This is a genomic window from Mesorhizobium sp. B2-2-4 (genome assembly GCF_006442375.1).
Classification (GTDB): Bacteria; Pseudomonadota; Alphaproteobacteria; order Rhizobiales; family Rhizobiaceae; genus Mesorhizobium.
This window is the reverse complement of sequence record NZ_VFWB01000002.1, coordinates 537,252-554,819: the sequence shown is the minus strand read 5'-3', so window position 1 is coordinate 554,819 and position 17,568 is coordinate 537,252. Positions and strand designations below refer to the sequence as shown.

Genomic DNA, 17,568 nt, shown 5'->3' with positions numbered 1-17,568 from the left:
CCTAAGTCAATAGCCAGGAATCAAAGAAGCCGCGGCTAAATTAGCGTAGCTTTTCAATCATACACACTTCCAGGTTGCGCCTAGAGTTTTCGCTTTTTGCATGCGAACTTTGGCATGCTCGGCGGCATGGTTCAGAACCTCATTCGCCGGATCCAGGGGCGCCGATTCCAGACAGACACTTCGGCAACTTCGGCGATTGAGTTCGCTCTGCTATCACCGATATTCATCCTTCTCCTGCTCGGAATGGTTGCATACGGTATCTATTTCGGCGCGGCCAATTCAATACAGCAGATCGCGGCGGACGCCGCCCGGACGGCCATCTCGGGGCTGAACCAGACCGAGCGGCAGACGCTCGTGGCCTCGTTTCTCGCCAATAACGCCGGTGGATATCCCTTCGTCGACGCCAGCAAGCTGACTTATCGGGCCAATGACAGCACGGCGGACGGCAATCAGTTCGTGGTGTCGATCCAGTACGATGCCCGAAACCTGCCGATCTGGAATCTCTTTCCGGGCATAGCCATGCCGGGTACCACGATCAAACGCCAATCAACGATCAGGGTCGGGGGCATCTGAATGCTGCTCAGTTCGCGCTTGAAGATCCGCAGGCTTGCACGCCTGATGCTTGGTGACCAACGAGCGAATTTCACGGTGATGACGGCGTTGAGCGCGCCGGTCGCGCTGGCGCTGGCAGCAGTGGCGATCGACGAGGCCTCCATTTACACCGAGCGCCGAGAAGCACAGGCGATGGTCGACCTGGCAGCGATCACCGCGGCTTCGAACATCAACAACGTCCAGACCGCGGTCTTGACCACACTCACCGACAACGGGATGCCAGGTGTCGTCGTTCAGGGCTCGGGTCAAACCATTCCCGCGGCGGTGGGCAAAACCGTCGTGACGGTCACGCGGGGCCGATATGCAGGGGCATCCTCGGTCAATGTGGATCATCGCTTCCAAGCAGGCGTAACCCCTTACAACGCGGTTCATGTGACCCTGCGCAAGATCCCCAACCGCTATTTCGCAAGCTCGCTGATCCCAACGCCCATCATCGGCACCGAAGCCACCGCCAGCATGACGCCACAGGCCACTTTCTCGGTCGGATCGAGGTTGCTCAGCGTCAATACCAGCAACAGCCCCATCCTCAACGCGCTTCTCGGCGGCCTCCTAGGCGGCAACATCTCGCTCAGCGTCATGGACTACAACGGATTGATCTCCGCCGATGTCAGCGTGCTTTCCTTCGTCGATGCCCTGGCGGTGCAATTGAACCTGACGGGCGTGACCTATTCGGAGGTTCTGGCCTCAAAGGCTACAGTCGGCCAGATCGCCACCGCCATGGCCAATGTTCCCGGGCTCGGCAACACGGCCAAGGTCGCCTTGCAAACCATGGCAAGCAAATCGACTAACACGGTCAAGATTCCGCTCAGCCATCTCATTGACCTCGGCCCCCTCGGCAGACTTGGCCTCGGGCAGAGGCCAGCCGGCCTTGGCGTTGACGCCAGCGCGATGGGAATGCTGATGGCCGCCGCCGAACTGGCAAACGGTTCGAAGCAGATCGACCTCGGTCTCAGCACCGGCATACCGGGGGTGCTGTCGAGCACGCTCGCCATCGCCTTCGGCGAACCGCCGCAATCCTCGCCATGGCTGAAGGTTGGCGAAGTCGGCACCATTGTGCGGACGGCCCAGACCCGTATCAAGCTGGTGGTGAAGATCGGAGCCGGCAACAGCAATGTCGGAGGCGGTATTACCCTGGTGTCGGTCAGTCTGCCTCTGCATGTCGAAGTTGCCTATGCCGAGGCCAAACTCACCGACATAAGTTGTCCGACAGGCCCCAGCAGCATCAAGGTGACCATCGCCACCCGTCCCGGTATCGTCGAAGGGCATCTCGGCGACAGCAGCAGCGCCGGCTTTGCCGATTTCACCAACAAGGAGACGTTTTCCAACACGGAAATCGCGAGCGTGAAACTTCTGATCATCCCGGTGCTGTCGGTGGTGGGCTCAGCGGCGTTCGACATGGCCAACAACACGCCGACGACGTTGACTTTCAACAAGGCCGATATCGATGCCAAGACGATAAGGACCGCTTACACGCAAAATTTTACCCAGTCGTTGACTACGTCGCTGGTCAGCGATTTGTCGCTGACGGCGAATTTACTCGGTCTGCCGCTGCTGAATCTGAACACGCTGATCGCAACCGTAAGCCCGCCAGTGGTGGCACTTCTGAACAGCGTAACAGCTCCGGTCGACACGTTGCTTACCAATCTGCTCGGAGCTCTTGGCGTGCGTCTCGGTGAAGCCGACGTCCGGGTCACCGGCGCAACGTGCGGACGTGCCGTGCTTGTCCAGTAAGATGGCCGGCACGCGCTGATCTAGGCAAGGTGTCCAAGAAAGCATCCGAGTGTCGGCAGCAAAAGCACGGCTTCTCCGGCGAGCGAGGCATCGCCGCCAAGTTTCGCAACCGCTCCTAAGTCTTGCGGCAGCGGCCAGTTGGCCGGTTCCCCGGCGAAATTGAAGGCACAAAGCAGCCTCTCATCGCCATGCTCGCGGACAAAGGCCAGCACGTCGCCTTCGGCGTCGAGAAAGCGGATCGAACCGCCGACCAGCCCCGGATGCCGCTTGCGCAAAGCGAGTGCCGAACGGTAGGCGGAAAGTACCGATTGCTCATCGCCGCTCTGTACATCGACCGCGCGAGCGCGATGGCTTTCCGGCACCGGCAGCCAGGGTTTACCGGTGGAGAAGCCCGCATTATCGGCGCCGGACTCCCAGACCATGGGCGTGCGGCAGCCATCCCTTCCTTTCACACCGGGCCAGAAGCGGATGCCTACCGGATCGCGCAGGTCCTCATAGGCAAGTTCCGCCTCCTGCAAACCGAGCTCCTCGCCCTGGTAGAGGCAGATCGAGCCACGCAGGCAAGAGAGCAGCATGATCGAGAATTTGGCCACCACGTCAGGATCGCCGCCCGGCCGCGTCCAGCGGCTGACGTGGCGCACGACGTCATGGTTGGAAAACGCCCAGCAGACCCAGCCATCTACGACAGCGTTTTCGAAAGCCTCGACACAGCCGCGCACATGCGCCGCCGAAAATTGCGGGCCAAGCAGATCGAAGGTGTAGCACATCTGCAGCTTGTCGCCGCCGGAGGTGTAGGCGGCCAGCGTCTGTAGGGAGCGCCCCTCATCACCGATTTCGCCGACGGCGGCGCGATCCCCGTACTCGTCGAGCAGCGCCCGAAAGCGCCGCAGGAACGCTAGATTTTCCGGCTGCGTCTTGTCGAACAGGTGCTCCTGGTAGAGGTAGGTGTTGGTCTCGGTGTTGGTGCCTGCAACGCTCGACGCCAAGGGCGGGTTGCTGCGCAGCCAGCGGTCGTGGACGTAGTAGTTGACGGTGTCCAGCCGGAAGCCGTCGACGCCGCGCTCCAACCAGAACCGCACTGTATCCAGGAGCGCGTCCTGGACCTCCGGGTTGTGAAAGTTGAGATCCGGCTGCGAAGCGAGGAAATTGTGCAGATAGTACTGCCGGCGGGTCGCATCCCATTCCCACGAGGGGCCGCCGAAGACCGACAGCCAGTTGTTGGGCACACCACCATCCGGTCTGGCGTCGGCCCACACGTACCAATCGGCCTTTGGATTGTCGCGGCTGGCGCGGCTTTCGACGAACCATTCGTGCCTGTCGGAGGAGTGCGACAGCACCTGGTCGATGATGATTTTCAGGCCAAGCCGGTGCGCTTCGGCAACCAGTGTATCGAAATCCTCCAACGTGCCGAACATCGGATCGACGTCGCAATAATCCGACACGTCGTAGCCCATATCGGCCATCGGCGACTTGAAGAAAGGCGACAGCCAGACGGCATCGGCGCCGAGCGAGGCAATGTGGGCGAGCCTTGATGTGATGCCGGCGAGATCGCCGCTGCCGTCGCCGGTCGTGTCCTGGAAGGAACGCGGGTAGACCTGGTAAATGACGCAACCGCGCCACCAGTCGGCCGCTCGCTCGGCATTGTCGTCAGTCATCACGACCCTTTCCCTGTCTGGGCCCTTCCGTCCTGCGCTCGATCATGAAGTTCACGCTGCGGCCCGGCAGCGCGTGAGAAAGATCAACTGCTTGCGCTTCGATGGCGGGATGCCATCGGAATCCGTCTCGCGCGGGCAATGTGAAGATGCATTGGCGGCGATCGCCATTGACCATGACGGCAAGCCGGCCATCCACGCCGCCGAGCAGCATGACGAGGCGATGCCGGGCGGGATCGTTCCACTCCGCCTCGCCGAGCGGCGCCCCCGTCTCGGTGAGCCAGGCGACGTCGGCAGTGTCCGACCCGGCCAGCGGCTGGCCGGTGAGGAAATCTGTATTAGAGAGCGCCGGCACCGCGCGGCGCAAGGCGGCCAGTGCACGCGCGTAGCCTTCCAGCGCCTGGTCACGCCCCTTCCAGTCGAGCCAGGTGATGTTGTTGTCCTGCGCATAAGCGTTGTTATTGCCTTGCTGGCTGCGGCTGAATTCGTCGCCGGCCGTCAGCATGATCGTGCCGCGCGAGGCGAACAGCGTGGCGAGCAGCGCACACTGGTCGCTGAAGCGCGCCTTCGCGATTGCCGCGTCGTCCGTCGCGCCCTCGACGCCGTTGTTCCAGGACAGGTTCTCGTTGTGGCCATCGCGATTTTGCTCACCATTGGCCTCGTTATGCTTCTCCTCATAAGCAACGATGTCGGCCAGCGTCATGCCGTCATGGGCCGCGATGAAATTCACCGTGCGGCTGGCGGGCTGGCCGCCCCTGCCGAAAATATCGGACGAACCGGCAAGTCGTGTCGCCAGCGTACCAACCATGCCGGCATCGCCGCGCCAGAAGCGCCTGGCATCGTCGCGATAACGATCGTTCCATTCCAGGAAGCGGGAGGGGAAGTTGCCGAGCTGATAGCCATCGAGACCGATGTCCCAGGGCTCGGCGATCAACACACGGCCGGCCAACAGCGCATCCTCGCGCATCGCCTCCAGCAACGGCGCTTGCGCTTCGAATGTGCCGTTGACGCGCCCCAGCACCGGTGCCAGGTCGAAACGAAAACCGTCGACGCCGGCATGGCGGACAAAATGGCGAAGCGTGTCGAGCACCATTTCCCGCACCGCCGGGTGATTGCAGGCAATCGTGTTGCCGGTACCGGTGTCATTGACCAGCCTGCCATCCGGCTGATGCCGGTAATAAGCCTGATTGTCTAGGCCGCGCAGCGACAATGTCGGACCGAGCCTGTCACTTTCGCCCGTGTGGTTGAAGACGAGGTCGAGAATGGTGCCGATGCCGGCCGCACGCAGCGCGGCAACGGTAACGCGCAATTCGGCTAGGCCGCCAGGGGCCAGGCGCGGGTCTAGTGCCATGAAGGTGACTGGGTTATAACCCCAGGCGTTGCTCAACCCGAGCGGCGGCAGATGCCGCTCGTCGATCGATGCGGTCACCGGCATCAGCTCGACGGCGGAGACGCCGAGCCTTCGCAGGTGCTCGACGATAGCCGGATGAGCAAGCGCGGCGGTCGTGCCGCGCTGTTTTTCCGGCACATCCGGATGCAGCTTGGTGAAGGCGCGCACCGGCACTTCGTAGATCAGGCCGCCCGGACGGAACAGCGGCGGCGGCACAGGCACAGCCGTGAGCAAGGCTTTCGCCACCGCCTTGGGCATCAGCGGCGCGGTGTCGGCTCCTTCGTTGCGCCGCGCGGCGAGACGCCAGTGATAGGCATAGGGCCGATCGATCTCGACGGCGTAGGGATCGGTCAGCAGCTTGTCGGGGTCGAACCAAAATCCGCGCTCGGGCGCGTAATCGCCATCGGCGCGAAAGCCGTAGCGGGTGCCCTCGCCGAGGCCGGAGACGAAGAGGCCATGCACGCTGTCGCCTTCCGGTTTCAGCTCCAGCCTGTCGAGTTCGCGCTCACCCTGCTCATCGAAGATCGACACCCAGAGGCGGCGCGCCGACGAGGACCAGGCGGCAAAGCGGATGCCGTCGGGGGTGATGGTGGCGCCTAGTGAGGTCATCGGCGCGTCCTCCACCCTCCCCCTTGTGGGAAGGGTCGCGAACGAAGTGAGCGGGGTGGGGGGTGACGCCGGCAAAGCCCTCTACGAGCACCCCCACCCCGACCCGCTACGCGGATCGACCCTCCCCACAAGGGGGAGGGTGAAGCCACCGCCACGCTCAAGTAATCACGCTCGGCTTGTCGCGGCCGGTATGGCTCCTGATTCCCGCGATGTCATCCGCTGCTGCGATCAGATCGGCGAGCGCCTTCTGCGTATCGAGATCGTGCCTGGCCTTGTCCGGCTCGTAGCGCTCGATGTAGACGCGCAAGGTGGCGCCCGAGGTGCCCGTGCCGGAAAGCCGGAAGACGACGCGCGAGCCGCCTTCGAACAGCACCCTGATGCCTTGATGCTCGCTCACCGAACCGTCGACCGGATCGTGATAGGTGAAGTCGTCGGCATTGGCGATCTTCAGGCCGCGCACGCTGGTGCCCGGCAGCGAGCCAAGCTTTGCGCGCAGTTCATCGACCAGCGCATTGGCGCGCCCGCTCTCGACTTCCTCGTAATCATGGCGCGAATAATAGTTTCGGCCGTAGGTCGCCCAGTGCTCGGTGACGATCTGCTTACAGCTCTCGCCGCGCGCGGCGAGGATGTTGAGCCACAAAAGCACGGCCCACAGGCCGTCCTTCTCGCGCACATGGTTGGAGCCGGTGCCCGCACTTTCCTCGCCGCAGATCGTCGCCATGCCGGCGTCGAGCAAATTGCCGAAGAATTTCCAGCCGGTCGGCGTCTCATACATGCCAATGCCGAGTTTTTCGGCGACGCGGTCGGCGGCCCCACTGGTCGGCATCGAGCGCGCAATGCCCTTCAGGCCTTCCTTGTAGCCCGGCGCCAGGCGGGCGTTGGCGGCGAGCATGGCGACAGAATCCGACGGGGTGACGAAAATGCCCTTGCCGATGATCAAATTGCGGTCGCCGTCACCGTCGGAAGCGGCACCGAAATCCGGGGCGTCCGGTCCCATCATCTCGTCATAGAGATATTTGGCATGGACCAGGTTCGGATCCGGATGGTGGCCGCCGAAATCCGGCAGCGGCTTGAAGTTGCGGCAGGTGCCGTCGGGCGCGCCAAGCCGGTGTTCGAGGATCTCCTTGGCGTAGGGGCCGGTCACCGCGTGCATGGCGTCGAAGCGCATGCGAAAGCCCGACTTGAACAGTTTGCGCAGCGCGTCGAAATCGAACAGGCTTTCCATCAGCTCGGCATAGTCGACGACCGGATCGATGATCTCGACCGTCATGCCGGCGGCCTTGACGGTACCGATCGCGTCGATGTCGATCGGATCGATGTCGACGGTCTTGAAGCTGGAGATCGCCTTGGTCCTGGCGAAGATCGCATCGGTCAGCTTTTCCGGCGCCGGGCCGCCATTGCCGGCATTGTACTTGATGCCGAAATCCTCGTGCGGGCCGCCCGGATTGTGGCTGGCCGACAGGATGATGCCGCCGAACGTCTTGTACTTGCGGATGACATGCGAAGCGGCCGGCGTCGACAAGATGCCGCCCTGCCCGACCATCACCTTGCCGAATCCGTTGGCGGCGGCCATGGCGATGGCCTTCTGGATGACCTCGCGATTGTAGAAGCGGCCGTCGCCGCCGATCACCAGAGTCTTGCCCTTGAACCCGTCCAGCGCGTCGAAGATCGACTGGATGAAGTTCTCGGCATAGTGCTCCTGCTGGAACACAGGCACCTTCTTGCGCAGCCCCGAAGTGCCGGGCTTCTGGTCGGAATAGGGTTTGGTGGGAACGGTGCGTATCATGCTTCAAGCAACCCTTTTCGAAAGCAGCAGGCGATAGAGTTCAACGTATTTGTCAGCGCTTCGGTCCCAGGACAGGTCGGTCTTCATGCCCTGGCGCTGGATGGCCTCGAAGATCGCGGGGCTGGCATGGGCCTCGGCCAGGCGGCGGATGGCATGAAGCAGCGCGCCGCCGTCGCTGGGCGCGAACTGGAACCCGGTCGCCACGCCGGCGGCAATCGCCGCCTCGTTGGCGTCGATGATGGTGTCGGCGAGCCCCCCGGTGCGGGCGACCACCGGCACGCAGCCATAGCGCAGGCCATAAAGCTGCGTCAGTCCACAAGGCTCGAAGCGCGACGGGATAACGATGGCGTCGCAGCCGCCCTGCATGACGTGAGACAGGCCTTCGTCATACCCCACGACGACGCCTATACGGCCGCGGTGGCGTGCGGCGGCGGCGAGCAGCGCGCCTTCGAGGCCGGCATCGCCCGAACCCAGAATAGCCAACCGCGCGCCCGTCGCAACGATGCCGTCGACCGCCGTCGCCAGTATGTCCATGCCCTTCTGCCAGGTCAGGCGGCTGACGACGCAGACGATCGGGCTACCGTCGCGATCGAGGCCGAAACGGCCCTCGACAGCGGCCCTGTTGGGCGCGCGCGCCTTGAGCGAGGCGGCTGTATAGTTCGACACCAGATGCTTGTCGGTCTCCGGGTTCCAGATGGCGGTGTCGATGCCGTTGACGATGCCATAGAGATCGCTGGAGCGCATGTTGATCAGGCCGTCGAGACCCATGCCGAATTCCGGCGAGCGGATTTCTTGCGCATAGGTCGGGCTGACGGTGGTGATTGCCCAGGCAGCCTGCAGGCCGGCCTTGAGGAAGCCGACGCCGCCATAATATTCCACGCCGTCAAGCGCCATCGCCGCCGTCGGCAGTCCGAGTTCGCCGAAGATGCCGGCGCCGAACTGCCCCTGGAAGGCGAGGTTGTGGACAGTCATCATCGACGGTGTGCCGACCGCCTTGCCATAGCGCATATAGGCCAGCGTCATCGCCGACTGCCAGTCATGGGCATGCACGATATCGGGCATGTAACCGGAGATGGCACCGCCGGCGATGTCGGCGCCGGCTTGGCTGAGCGCTGCGAAACGGCGCCAATTGTCCGGCCAATCGGCACCCGCGGCATTGCCATAAGGACCGCCGGGACGATCGAACAGATGCGGCGCATCGAGCACGAAAAGATCGAGCCCGGCAAGCTGGACAGAATGGACCGAAGCCTTGCCGCCCTGCAGCAGCGGATACTTGTAGACAGACTTTTTCTTCTTGAAGGCGTCCATCACCATGGGAAAACCGGGAATAAGCGTGCGCATCGTCACGCCTTTGGCGGCCAGCGCGACGGGCAGCGCGCCGGTCACATCGGCAAGCCCGCCGGTCTTGATCAGCGGAAAGATCTCTGGCGTGACCGACAGAACCTGCATGCGCTTACCGAACCGCTCCTGGTGCATGTAGCCCAAACCGTGCAGCGGTTCTGGGGCAAGGACATGCACAAACCACCCTAAAGTGACAGCTTGTTGATCAACCCGATCGGATTGACAACTTGTTGATCAAACTGATCAGGTTGACAACTTGTTGATCATGTCCTGCGTGATCAGGCAGATGCCCTTTTCCGAAACGCGGAAGCGCTTGGCGTCGAGCACGGGATCCTCACCGACCACCAGCCCTTCCGGTATCCTTACACCGTGGTCGATGACGACGCGCTTCAACGTTGCGTTCCGGCCGACATGGACGTCGGGCAGCATGACGACTTCTTCCAGCGTCGAATAGGAATTGATGCGCGCGCCGGTGAAAATCAGGCTTTTCCTGAGCGTCGCGCCCGAGACGATGCAGTCGCCCGATACCAGCGAGGACACGGCCGAACCGCGCCGTCCATCCTCGTCATGCACGAACTTCGCCGGCGGCTTCAACTCGGCATAGGTCCAGATCGGCCAGTCGCGATCGTAGAGGTCGAGTTCGGGCGTCACGTCGGTCAGGTCGATATTGGCTTCCCAATAGGCATCGACGGTGCCGACATCGCGCCAGTAGGCCTCATTTTCCGCGGTCGAGCGCACGCAGGACTTGGCGAAGCGGTGGGCGATCGCCTTACCGTGCTCGACGATATAGGGGATGATGTCCTTGCCGAAGTCGCGGCTCGAGCCGGGCTCGGCCGCATCGCGGCGCAGCTGCTCCATCAGGAACTTGGTCTTGAACACGTAGATGCCCATCGAGGCCAGGGCAAACTCCGGTTTGTCTGGAATGCCGGGAGGGTCGGCCGGCTTTTCGACGAAGGCGATGATGTTGTCCTTGGCATCGACATGCATGACGCCGAAGCCCGTGGCCTCCATGCGCGGCACTTCGAGGCAGCCGACGGTGACATCGGCGCCGGCGTCGACATGCTGGCGCAGCATCAGCTCGTAGTCCATCTTGTAGATGTGATCGCCGGCGAGGATGACCATGTATTCGGGGCCATAGGCCTCGATGATGTCGATGTTCTGGTAGACCGCGTCGGCCGTGCCTTCATACCACTGGGTTTCCGACACGCGCTGGCTGGCCGGCAGGATATCGAAGCTTTCGTTTCGTTCGGGCCGCAGGAAGTTCCAGCCGCGCTGCAAATGGCGGATCAGCGAATGCGCCTTGTATTGGGTTGCAACCCCAAGGCGGCGGATGCCGGAGTTGAGGGCGTTGGAGAGCGCGAAATCGATGATGCGCGTCTTGCCGCCGAAATAGACCGCCGGCTTGGCGCGCCGGTCGGTCAGTTCCTTGAGGCGGCTGCCGCGCCCGCCGGCCAGCACATAGGCCATGGCGTCGCGGGCCAGCGGCTGGGTTCGTTTCGAGTTTGCCATTTTCTACCCTCCCAAGTTACCCGGTCTCGACATGGCTTGTTCCGCGACCAGTTCAAGCATGATCGTCGACAGCGGCGGCAAGAGCATCGTTGCGGAGATGCCCCCTTCCTCCGCCCGCGCTTCGACGGCGCCGCCATTGCCCTTGCCGGATCCGCCATATTCGGAAGCGTCCGTGTTGATGATCTCGCGCCATGTGCCGGCTTTCGGCAGCGGGACGCGGTAGTTGTCGCGCGGCACCGGCGTGAAATTGGAGATGATCGCGACCGGATTGCCTCCCGGCGCGCTGCGCAGCCAGGCGAAGACGGAATTCTGGCTGTCGTCGACGATCAGCCAGGAAAAGCCTTCCGGCTCGCAGTCGCGGCCGTGCAGGGCCGGTCGCGAGCGGTAGAGATAGTTGAGGTCGCGCACCACCTGCCAGACACCGCGATGCGAGCGGAAATCGAGAAGATTCCAGTCGAGCGCGCGCGCCTCGCTCCATTCGCGGCGCTGCGCGAACTCCTGGCCCATGAACAGCAGTTTCTTGCCGGGGTAGCCCCACATGAAAGCGTAGTAGGCGCGCAATGTCGCGAATTTCTGCCAGTCGTCGCCGGCCATCTTGCCAAGCAGCGTGCCTTTGCCGTGCACGACCTCGTCATGCGAGAGCGGCAGCACGAAATTCTCCGAGAAGGCATAGACCAGGCCGAAGGTAAGGTCGTTGTGGTGGTGTTTGCGGAAGATCGGCTCCTTGGAGAAATACTCCAGCGTGTCGTGCATGAAGCCCATGTTCCACTTGAAGCCGAAGCCCAGCCCGCCTTCATGGACCGGAGCCGAGACCTTCGGCCACGAGGTCGATTCCTCGGCGATGGTCATGACGCCCGGATGGTGGCCGTAGAGCTCCTTGTTCATCTTCTGCAGGAAGCTGACCGCCTCGAGGTTCTCGCGGCCGCCCTTCTCGTTAGGAATCCATTCGCCTGCCTTGCGCGAATAATCGAGGTAGAGCATCGAGGCGACCGCGTCGACGCGCAGGCCGTCGACATGATATTTTTCGGCCCAGAACAACGCGTTGTTGACCAGGAACGACACCACCTCGCGGCGGCCGAAATTGTAGATCGCGGTGTTCCAGTCGGGATGAAAGCCCTGGCGCGGATCGGCATGCTCGTAGAGCGCAGTGCCGTCGAAATGGACAAGGCCGTGCTCGTCGACCGGAAAATGCGCCGGCACCCAGTCGAGGATGACGCCGACGCCGGCACGGTGGGCGCCGTCGACAAAGCGGGCAAAGCCGGCCGGGTCGCCAAAGCGCGCCGATGGCGCATAGAGGCCTGTCGTCTGGTAGCCCCAGGAGGGATCATAGGGATGTTCGGAGATCGGCATGAACTCGATGTGGGTGAAGCCGGTCTCGACGACATAGGGGATCAGCCGGTCGGCCAGTTCATCCCATGACAGAAACGTTCCATCGTCGCGAAGCTGCCAGGAGCCGGCATGGACCTCGTAGATGGAGATGGCCTCGCGCCGGGGATCGGCATTGCGCCAGAAACTGCGATGCGCCTCGTCGCCCCATTGATGGGCGGGCGACGCAGCGGTCACCGACGCGGTCGCCGGGCGCAGTTCGGACTTGAAGGCAAACGGATCGGCCTTCAGCGGCAATCTCACGCCATCGGGGCCGATGATCTCGTACTTGTAGGGCCTGCCGGCGCCGATATCGGGGATGAATACCTCCCAGATGCCGGTGTCGCGGCGGTCGCGCATCGAATGGCGGCGGCCGTCCCAGTCGTTGAAATCGCCGACCACCGAGACGCGCCTTGCATTGGGGGCCCAGACGGCGAAATGCACTCCGGTGGCGCCTTCGTGCTCGATGACATGCGCGCCGAGCTTGTCGAACAGCCTCAGATGCGAGCCCTCGGCAATGTAGTAATCGTCCATCGGACCGAGCACCGGGCCAAAAGAATAGGGATCCGTCAACCACCAGTCGCCCCCGGCATTCCTGGCGTGATAGCGCAATGGCTGGCGCTTCTTGATCGACAGCTTGCCTTCGAAAAAGCCGCCATCGTCACGCCTGGACAGTTCACCAGCAATCATGCCGGTCAGCGTATAGGCGGTGACGAACTCCGCATGCGGAACGAAACAGCGGGCAAACAGGTTCTTGCCCACCTCATGGACGCCGAGGACCGCAAACGGATTGCCGTGCGTGCCGGCGACAATCGCCGCGACATCGCTGGCCGGGGCCGATCCGTCCGGCCCGCTTGTCGCAGCGGTCGCGCGCGGTTTCCTCATCGGGCAGTGTCCCTCCCCGGGCACCAAATGTTTGTTTTAAGGTATAAATTCGGCGTTTGAACTCACACCCCGGACTACATCGTTCGTGGCCTCATGCAATCACATCAGGCAGGTACGTTCCAGATGTCTTTCGCGTATTGGCGGATCGTGCGATCGGAAGAGAACCAGCCGACGCGCGCGACGTTGCGGATTGCCCTGGCGTACCAGTCCGGACTGTTGCGCCAGACGGCGTCGACGTCTCGCTGGCAAGTGGCATAGGCGTCGAAATCCGCCGCGACCATGAACCAGTCGCTGTCGTAGAGACCATTGATGAGATCGCGGTAGCGGTTGGGATCATCGGGCGAAAAGACGCCCGATGAAACGGCCGCGAGCGCCTGCGACAGTTCGGGCGATGCCTTGATGACGCCACGCGGATCGTAGCCATTGTTGCGGCGCTCGGCGACCTCCGCCGTGGTCAGGCCGAAGATGAAGATGTTGTCGTCGCCGACGCACTCCTTGATTTCGACATTGGCGCCGTCGAGCGTGCCAATGGTCAGCGCGCCGTTCAGCGCGAACTTCATGTTGCCGGTGCCCGAAGCCTCCATGCCGGCGGTCGATATCTGCTCGGAGAGGTCGGCGGCCGGCATCATGATCTCGGCGAGGCTGACATTGTAGTTCGGCACGAACACCACCTTGAGCAAGCCACGAACGGCCGGATCGCGGTTGATGACCCTGGCAACGTCGTTGGCCAGTTTGATGATCAGCTTGGCATTGTGGTAGCTGGGCGCCGCCTTGCCGCCGAAGAATTTCACGCGCGGCATCCAGTCGCGCTCCGGGTGCGAGCGGATCTGGTCGTAGAGCGCGACCGCCTCGAGGATGTTCAGGAGTTGGCGCTTGTATTCGTGGATGCGCTTGACCTGGATGTCGAACAGCGCCGAGGGATCAAGCCTGATACCGAGCCGGTCGGCGACGAGATTGGCCAACTTCACCTTGTTCTGCCACTTCACGCCGGCGAATTTTTCGCGGAAAGCGGTATCGTCGGCAAAGGCATCGAGCCCCTTGATGGCCTCGATGTCATCCAGGAAGCGGTCGCCGATCGCCTCGCGGGCGAGTGCGGTCAGACCTGGGTTGCACTGGATCAGCCAGCGCCGCGGCGTGATGCCGTTGGTCTTGTTGTTGATGCGGTCGGGGTAGAGCGTGTGCAGGTCGGCGAATACCGTTTCCTTCATCAGCTCGGTATGCAGCGCCGAGACGCCGTTGATCGAATGCGAACCGACGAAGGCGAGATTGCCCATGCGCACGCGGCGGTCGCCATTCTCCTGGATCAGCGAGATGCGGCTGATCTGCTCGCCGGAGAACTGATTGGTGGCGCGCGCCTCGAGCAGCACCTGCGCGTTGATGGCGTAGACGATCTGCATATGGCGCGGCAAAAGCCGCTCGAACAGCGGCACCGGCCAGCTTTCCAGCGCCTCCGGCAGCAGCGTGTGGTTGGTATAGCCGAAGGTGCGTTTGGTGGTGTCCCAGGCCCGGTCGAAATCCATGCCGTGGACGTCCATCAGGAGGCGCATCAGCTCCGGCACGGCGATCGCCGGATGGGTGTCGTTGAGGTGGATTGCCGCCTTGTCGGGCAGCGACTTCAGGTCGCCATATTGGCTGAGATGCCGCTGCACGATGTCCTGCAAAGAGGCGGTGGAGAAAAAATATTCCTGCCGCAGCCTGAGTTCCTGCCCTGCCATGTGGGAATCGGCGGGATAGAGTACGCGCGACAGCGCGTCGGCCTTGTTGCTTTCGGCGAGTGCGCCGATGTGGTCGCCAGCATTGAACTTGTCGAGCAGAATCGGATCGACCGGCATGCCCGACCAAAGCCGCAAGGTGTTGACGCGGTTCCCCCGCCAGCCCACGACGGGTGTGTCGTAGGCGACGGCCAGCACATGCTCGGTCGGCTTCCAGACATGGCGTTCCAGCCGGCCATCCCTGGTGGTGACCGATTCCACCGAGCCGCCGAACCCGACCTCGAACGACCGTTCGCGGCGTTCGAACTCCCAGGGGTTACCGTGATCGAGCCAAGTCTCGGGCAATTCTACCTGCCAGCCGTCATGTATCTCCTGGCGGAACATGCCGTTGGCGTAGCGGATACCGTAGCCATGCGCGGGAATATCGACGGTGGCCATGCTTTCCATGAAGCAGGCGGCGAGCCGGCCGAGGCCGCCATTGCCAAGTGCTGCATCCGGCTCGAGCGTGGCGATGAGGTCGAGTTCCACACCCAGCGACGACAACGCCTCGCGCATGTTCTCCATCAGGCCGAGATTGGAGAAGGCGTCACGCATCAGGCGGCCGATGAGGAACTCCAGCGAGAGGTAATAGACGCGCTTTTCCTGCTGGGCGTAGGCCTCTTTCGTCGCCTGCATCCAGCGATCGACGATGCGGTCGCGCACGACCTTGATCGAGGCGGTCAGCCAATCGTACTGGGTGGCGACGGTGGTGTCCTTGCCGACCCTGTATTTGAGGGCCATCAAGACTTCCCTTGCGAGCGTCTTGGGGTCGGGATTTTCAAGTAGTGGCGGGAGGGGGTCGGATGTCATCGTGCGCGTCATGCTGCCTCTCGTGCGTTTGCCACGATCATACCGGCTTTCATCATTCATCCCAGCCCATGCTACCGCATTGCAGCAAACGTTCAATCGATTTAAGTAAGCCGGAGGCGACTTACCCAGCGGCAATTTGGCAGTTCAGGCCGCCAGCGCCGCCTCCGGCGGCGTCTTTGCCCCGGTCATGAATGCGACGGCATCGGACATTGTATGTTGTTTGGGATCGATGACGCACAGCCGACGACCCAGCCGATGGATGTGGATGCGGTCTGCCACTTCGAAGACATGCGGCATGTTGTGCGAGATCAGCACGATCGGCAGGCCCCGCTTCTTCACGTCGAGGATGAGTTCCAGCACGCGGCGGCTTTCCTTGACGCCAAGTGCTGCCGTCGGCTCGTCCATGATAACCATCTTGGAGCCGAAAGCGGCGGCGCGCGCCACTGCCACGCCCTGGCGCTGGCCGCCGGATAGCGTCTCCACCGCCTGGCTGATGTTCTGGATGGTCATCAGGCCGAGTTCAGTCAGCTTGTCGCGGGCGCGCTTTTCCATCGCCGGACGGTCGAGCATGCGAAGCCATTGGCCGACAAAGCCGGGCTTGCGGATCTCGCGGCCGAGAAACATGTTGTCGGCGATCGACAGCGCCGGCGACAGCGCCAGGTTCTGGTAGACGGTCTCGATGCCGGCTTCGCGGGCCTCCATGGGCGATTTGAAGGCGACCGGTTTGCCCTCAAGCCGGATTTCGCCTTCATCGGGCACGACAGCGCCTGAAATCGCCTTGATGAGCGACGACTTGCCGGCGCCGTTGTCGCCGATAACAGCGAGGATTTCGCCGGGGTAGAGGTCGAAATCGGCATTGTCCAAGGCGGTGACGCGGCCGTAGCGCTTGACCAGTCCACGAGCGGTGAGGATAGGGTCCTGGGTCATGCCGAAACCTTTCTGATCCATTGATCAACCGCCACTGCGCCGATGATCAGCACGCCGGTGAGCAGCACTTTCCATTGCGGATCGGCGCCCAGCATGTTGAGGCCCATGGAGACGACACCGACGATCATCGCGCCGAACAGCGTGCCGAGGATCGAGCCGCGGCCGCCGAAAAGAGAAATACCGCCGATCACCGTGGCGGTAATCGCCTGCAGATTGTAGTCGGTCACGGCGGCCGACGGCGAGATCGACCCATTGCGACCGATGGAGACCCAGGCGGCGAAAGCGGCGATCAGCCCGGCCAGGGTATAGACCGTCATGAGCACCTTCTTGGTCTGGATACCCGACAGTTTCGCCGCCTCCTGGTCGTCGCCGACAGCGTAGACATGGCGGCCCCATGCCGTGTGATTGAGCACGTACCAGAGGAGCAGCACGAGCGCGACCATCGCAATCACGCCGGCCGTCAGCACAGCGGTGCCGACCTTGAAGCTGAGCGCGAACAGATGCAGCAGCGGCGCCTGAACGTCGACGTCGGTGTCGCGGATCGTCTCATTGGCCGAATAGATGAAGTTCGTCGCCATGACGATGTTCCAGGTGCCGAGCGTCACGATGAATGGCGGCAGTTTCATGTAGGCGACAAGCACCCCGTTGAGCAGCCCGCAGGCAGCACCCGCGGCAAGTCCGATCGCCACGGCAAGGACGCTCGGCAGGCCGTAGCTGACGGCGCAATTGCCCATGATCACAGCCGAAATCACCATGATGACGCCAATCGACAGGTCGATGCCGGCGGTGAGGATGACCAGGGTCTGGGCGGCACCCAGTATGCCGACGATGGCGATCTGCTGCAGGATCAGCGTCAGCGTGTAGGACGAGAAGAAACGCCCGCCAATGGTGAGGCCGAACACGATGATCGCCAGGACCAGAACGATCAGCGGCACCGCGGCCGGCGTCGAGTGCAGAAAATGCTGGATGCGTCTGACCGCCGATTTATGCTCGTCAAACGCGGCAACGCTCGTGTCGCTGCCCGAGAGAACCTTCTCGAATTCCTGAGCTTGAGACATGTTTCCTCCCCGTAGGGTATCAGCCACGCGGCGACACCCGTCCACGTCTTTCCGGTCTCCTGCCGGGATTGTTCGCGGTCACGCGACCATCGTCCACCCGAAGCGGCCGGGGATCAAGTCCGGCCGCTCCGTTTTTCGTTGC

11 protein-coding genes are annotated in these 17,568 nt (G+C 62.8%); 2 read left to right on the top strand and 9 right to left on the bottom strand.

Annotation, left to right across the window (positions count from 1 at the left end; translation table 11 throughout):
* Positions 1-126: 126 nt before the first annotated feature.
* Both FJ959_RS07735 and FJ959_RS07730 read left to right on the top strand, forming a co-directional pair.
* The gene (locus tag FJ959_RS07735) at positions 127-573 is read left to right on the top strand and encodes a TadE/TadG family type IV pilus assembly protein (protein ID WP_140629472.1); all 447 of its coding nucleotides are present in this window, start codon (positions 127-129) and stop codon (positions 571-573) included.
* Complete coding sequence (locus FJ959_RS07730) at positions 574-2,343, top strand: TadG family pilus assembly protein (RefSeq protein WP_140629365.1); 1,770 nt, start codon at positions 574-576, stop codon at positions 2,341-2,343.
* A gap of 20 nt (positions 2,344-2,363) precedes the next feature.
* On the opposite strand, the gene FJ959_RS07725 is transcribed toward FJ959_RS07730, so the two are convergent.
* From FJ959_RS07725 to FJ959_RS07685, 9 genes are all read right to left on the bottom strand, one after another.
* The gene (locus FJ959_RS07725) at positions 2,364-3,998 is read right to left on the bottom strand and encodes an alpha-glucosidase family protein (protein ID WP_140629363.1); all 1,635 of its coding nucleotides are present in this window, start codon (positions 3,996-3,998) and stop codon (positions 2,364-2,366) included.
* Positions 3,991-5,994, bottom strand: coding sequence for a glycogen debranching protein GlgX (gene glgX, locus FJ959_RS07720; protein ID WP_140629360.1), 2,004 nt, complete (start codon positions 5,992-5,994; stop codon positions 3,991-3,993). Before glgX ends, FJ959_RS07725 begins: the two co-directional genes overlap by 8 nt.
* Before the next feature lie 157 nt (positions 5,995-6,151).
* Entirely contained in the window at positions 6,152-7,780 is a 1,629-nt protein-coding gene (locus FJ959_RS07715) for an alpha-D-glucose phosphate-specific phosphoglucomutase (RefSeq protein WP_140629358.1), read from the bottom strand.
* A 3-nt stretch (positions 7,781-7,783) separates the two neighbouring features.
* Positions 7,784-9,229 carry a glycogen synthase GlgA gene (glgA, locus tag FJ959_RS07710; RefSeq protein WP_140494814.1) on the bottom strand — a complete coding sequence of 482 codons (1,446 nt, stop codon included), beginning with the start codon at positions 9,227-9,229 and terminating at the stop codon, positions 7,784-7,786.
* A 135-nt stretch (positions 9,230-9,364) separates the two neighbouring features.
* Entirely contained in the window at positions 9,365-10,630 is a 1,266-nt protein-coding gene (gene glgC / locus FJ959_RS07705) for a glucose-1-phosphate adenylyltransferase (protein WP_140494816.1), read from the bottom strand.
* Positions 10,631-10,633: 3 nt separating this feature from the next.
* A complete protein-coding gene (gene glgB / locus FJ959_RS07700) occupies positions 10,634-12,880 on the bottom strand; it encodes a 1,4-alpha-glucan branching protein GlgB (protein ID WP_140494818.1) in 2,247 nt (748 codons plus the stop codon).
* Positions 12,881-12,984: 104 nt separating this feature from the next.
* Positions 12,985-15,453 (bottom strand): glycogen/starch/alpha-glucan phosphorylase, encoded by a 2,469-nt coding sequence (locus tag FJ959_RS07695; protein WP_140629356.1) that lies wholly within the window; start codon positions 15,451-15,453, stop codon positions 12,985-12,987.
* A gap of 132 nt (positions 15,454-15,585) precedes the next feature.
* Complete coding sequence (locus FJ959_RS07690) at positions 15,586-16,368, bottom strand: ATP-binding cassette domain-containing protein (RefSeq protein ID WP_140495053.1); 783 nt, start codon at positions 16,366-16,368, stop codon at positions 15,586-15,588.
* Positions 16,365-17,426 carry an ABC transporter permease gene (locus FJ959_RS07685; RefSeq protein WP_140494823.1) on the bottom strand — a complete coding sequence of 354 codons (1,062 nt, stop codon included), beginning with the start codon at positions 17,424-17,426 and terminating at the stop codon, positions 16,365-16,367. The genes FJ959_RS07690 and FJ959_RS07685 overlap by 4 nt, the downstream gene beginning before the upstream one ends.
* Positions 17,427-17,568: the final 142 nt, after the last annotated feature.

What these genes read in the sequence shown, in the direction of transcription:
- glgB (WP_140494818.1), bottom strand. Translation starts at nt 12,880, where the DNA reads ATGAGGAAACCGCGCGCGACCGCTGCGACAAGCGGGCCGGACGGATCG.
- glgA (WP_140494814.1), bottom strand. Translation starts at nt 9,229, where the DNA reads ATGCAGGTTCTGTCGGTCACGCCAGAGATCTTTCCGCTGATCAAGACC.
- FJ959_RS07685 (WP_140494823.1), bottom strand. Translation starts at nt 17,426, where the DNA reads ATGTCTCAAGCTCAGGAATTCGAGAAGGTTCTCTCGGGCAGCGACACG.
- FJ959_RS07735 (WP_140629472.1), top strand. Translation starts at nt 127, where the DNA reads ATGGTTCAGAACCTCATTCGCCGGATCCAGGGGCGCCGATTCCAGACA.
- glgX (WP_140629360.1), bottom strand. Translation starts at nt 5,994, where the DNA reads ATGACCTCACTAGGCGCCACCATCACCCCCGACGGCATCCGCTTTGCC.
- FJ959_RS07725 (WP_140629363.1), bottom strand. Translation starts at nt 3,998, where the DNA reads ATGACTGACGACAATGCCGAGCGAGCGGCCGACTGGTGGCGCGGTTGC.
- FJ959_RS07730 (WP_140629365.1), top strand. Translation starts at nt 574, where the DNA reads ATGCTGCTCAGTTCGCGCTTGAAGATCCGCAGGCTTGCACGCCTGATG.
- FJ959_RS07690 (WP_140495053.1), bottom strand. Translation starts at nt 16,368, where the DNA reads ATGACCCAGGACCCTATCCTCACCGCTCGTGGACTGGTCAAGCGCTAC.
- FJ959_RS07715 (WP_140629358.1), bottom strand. Translation starts at nt 7,780, where the DNA reads ATGATACGCACCGTTCCCACCAAACCCTATTCCGACCAGAAGCCCGGC.
- FJ959_RS07695 (WP_140629356.1), bottom strand. Translation starts at nt 15,453, where the DNA reads ATGACGCGCACGATGACATCCGACCCCCTCCCGCCACTACTTGAAAAT.
- glgC (WP_140494816.1), bottom strand. Translation starts at nt 10,630, where the DNA reads ATGGCAAACTCGAAACGAACCCAGCCGCTGGCCCGCGACGCCATGGCC.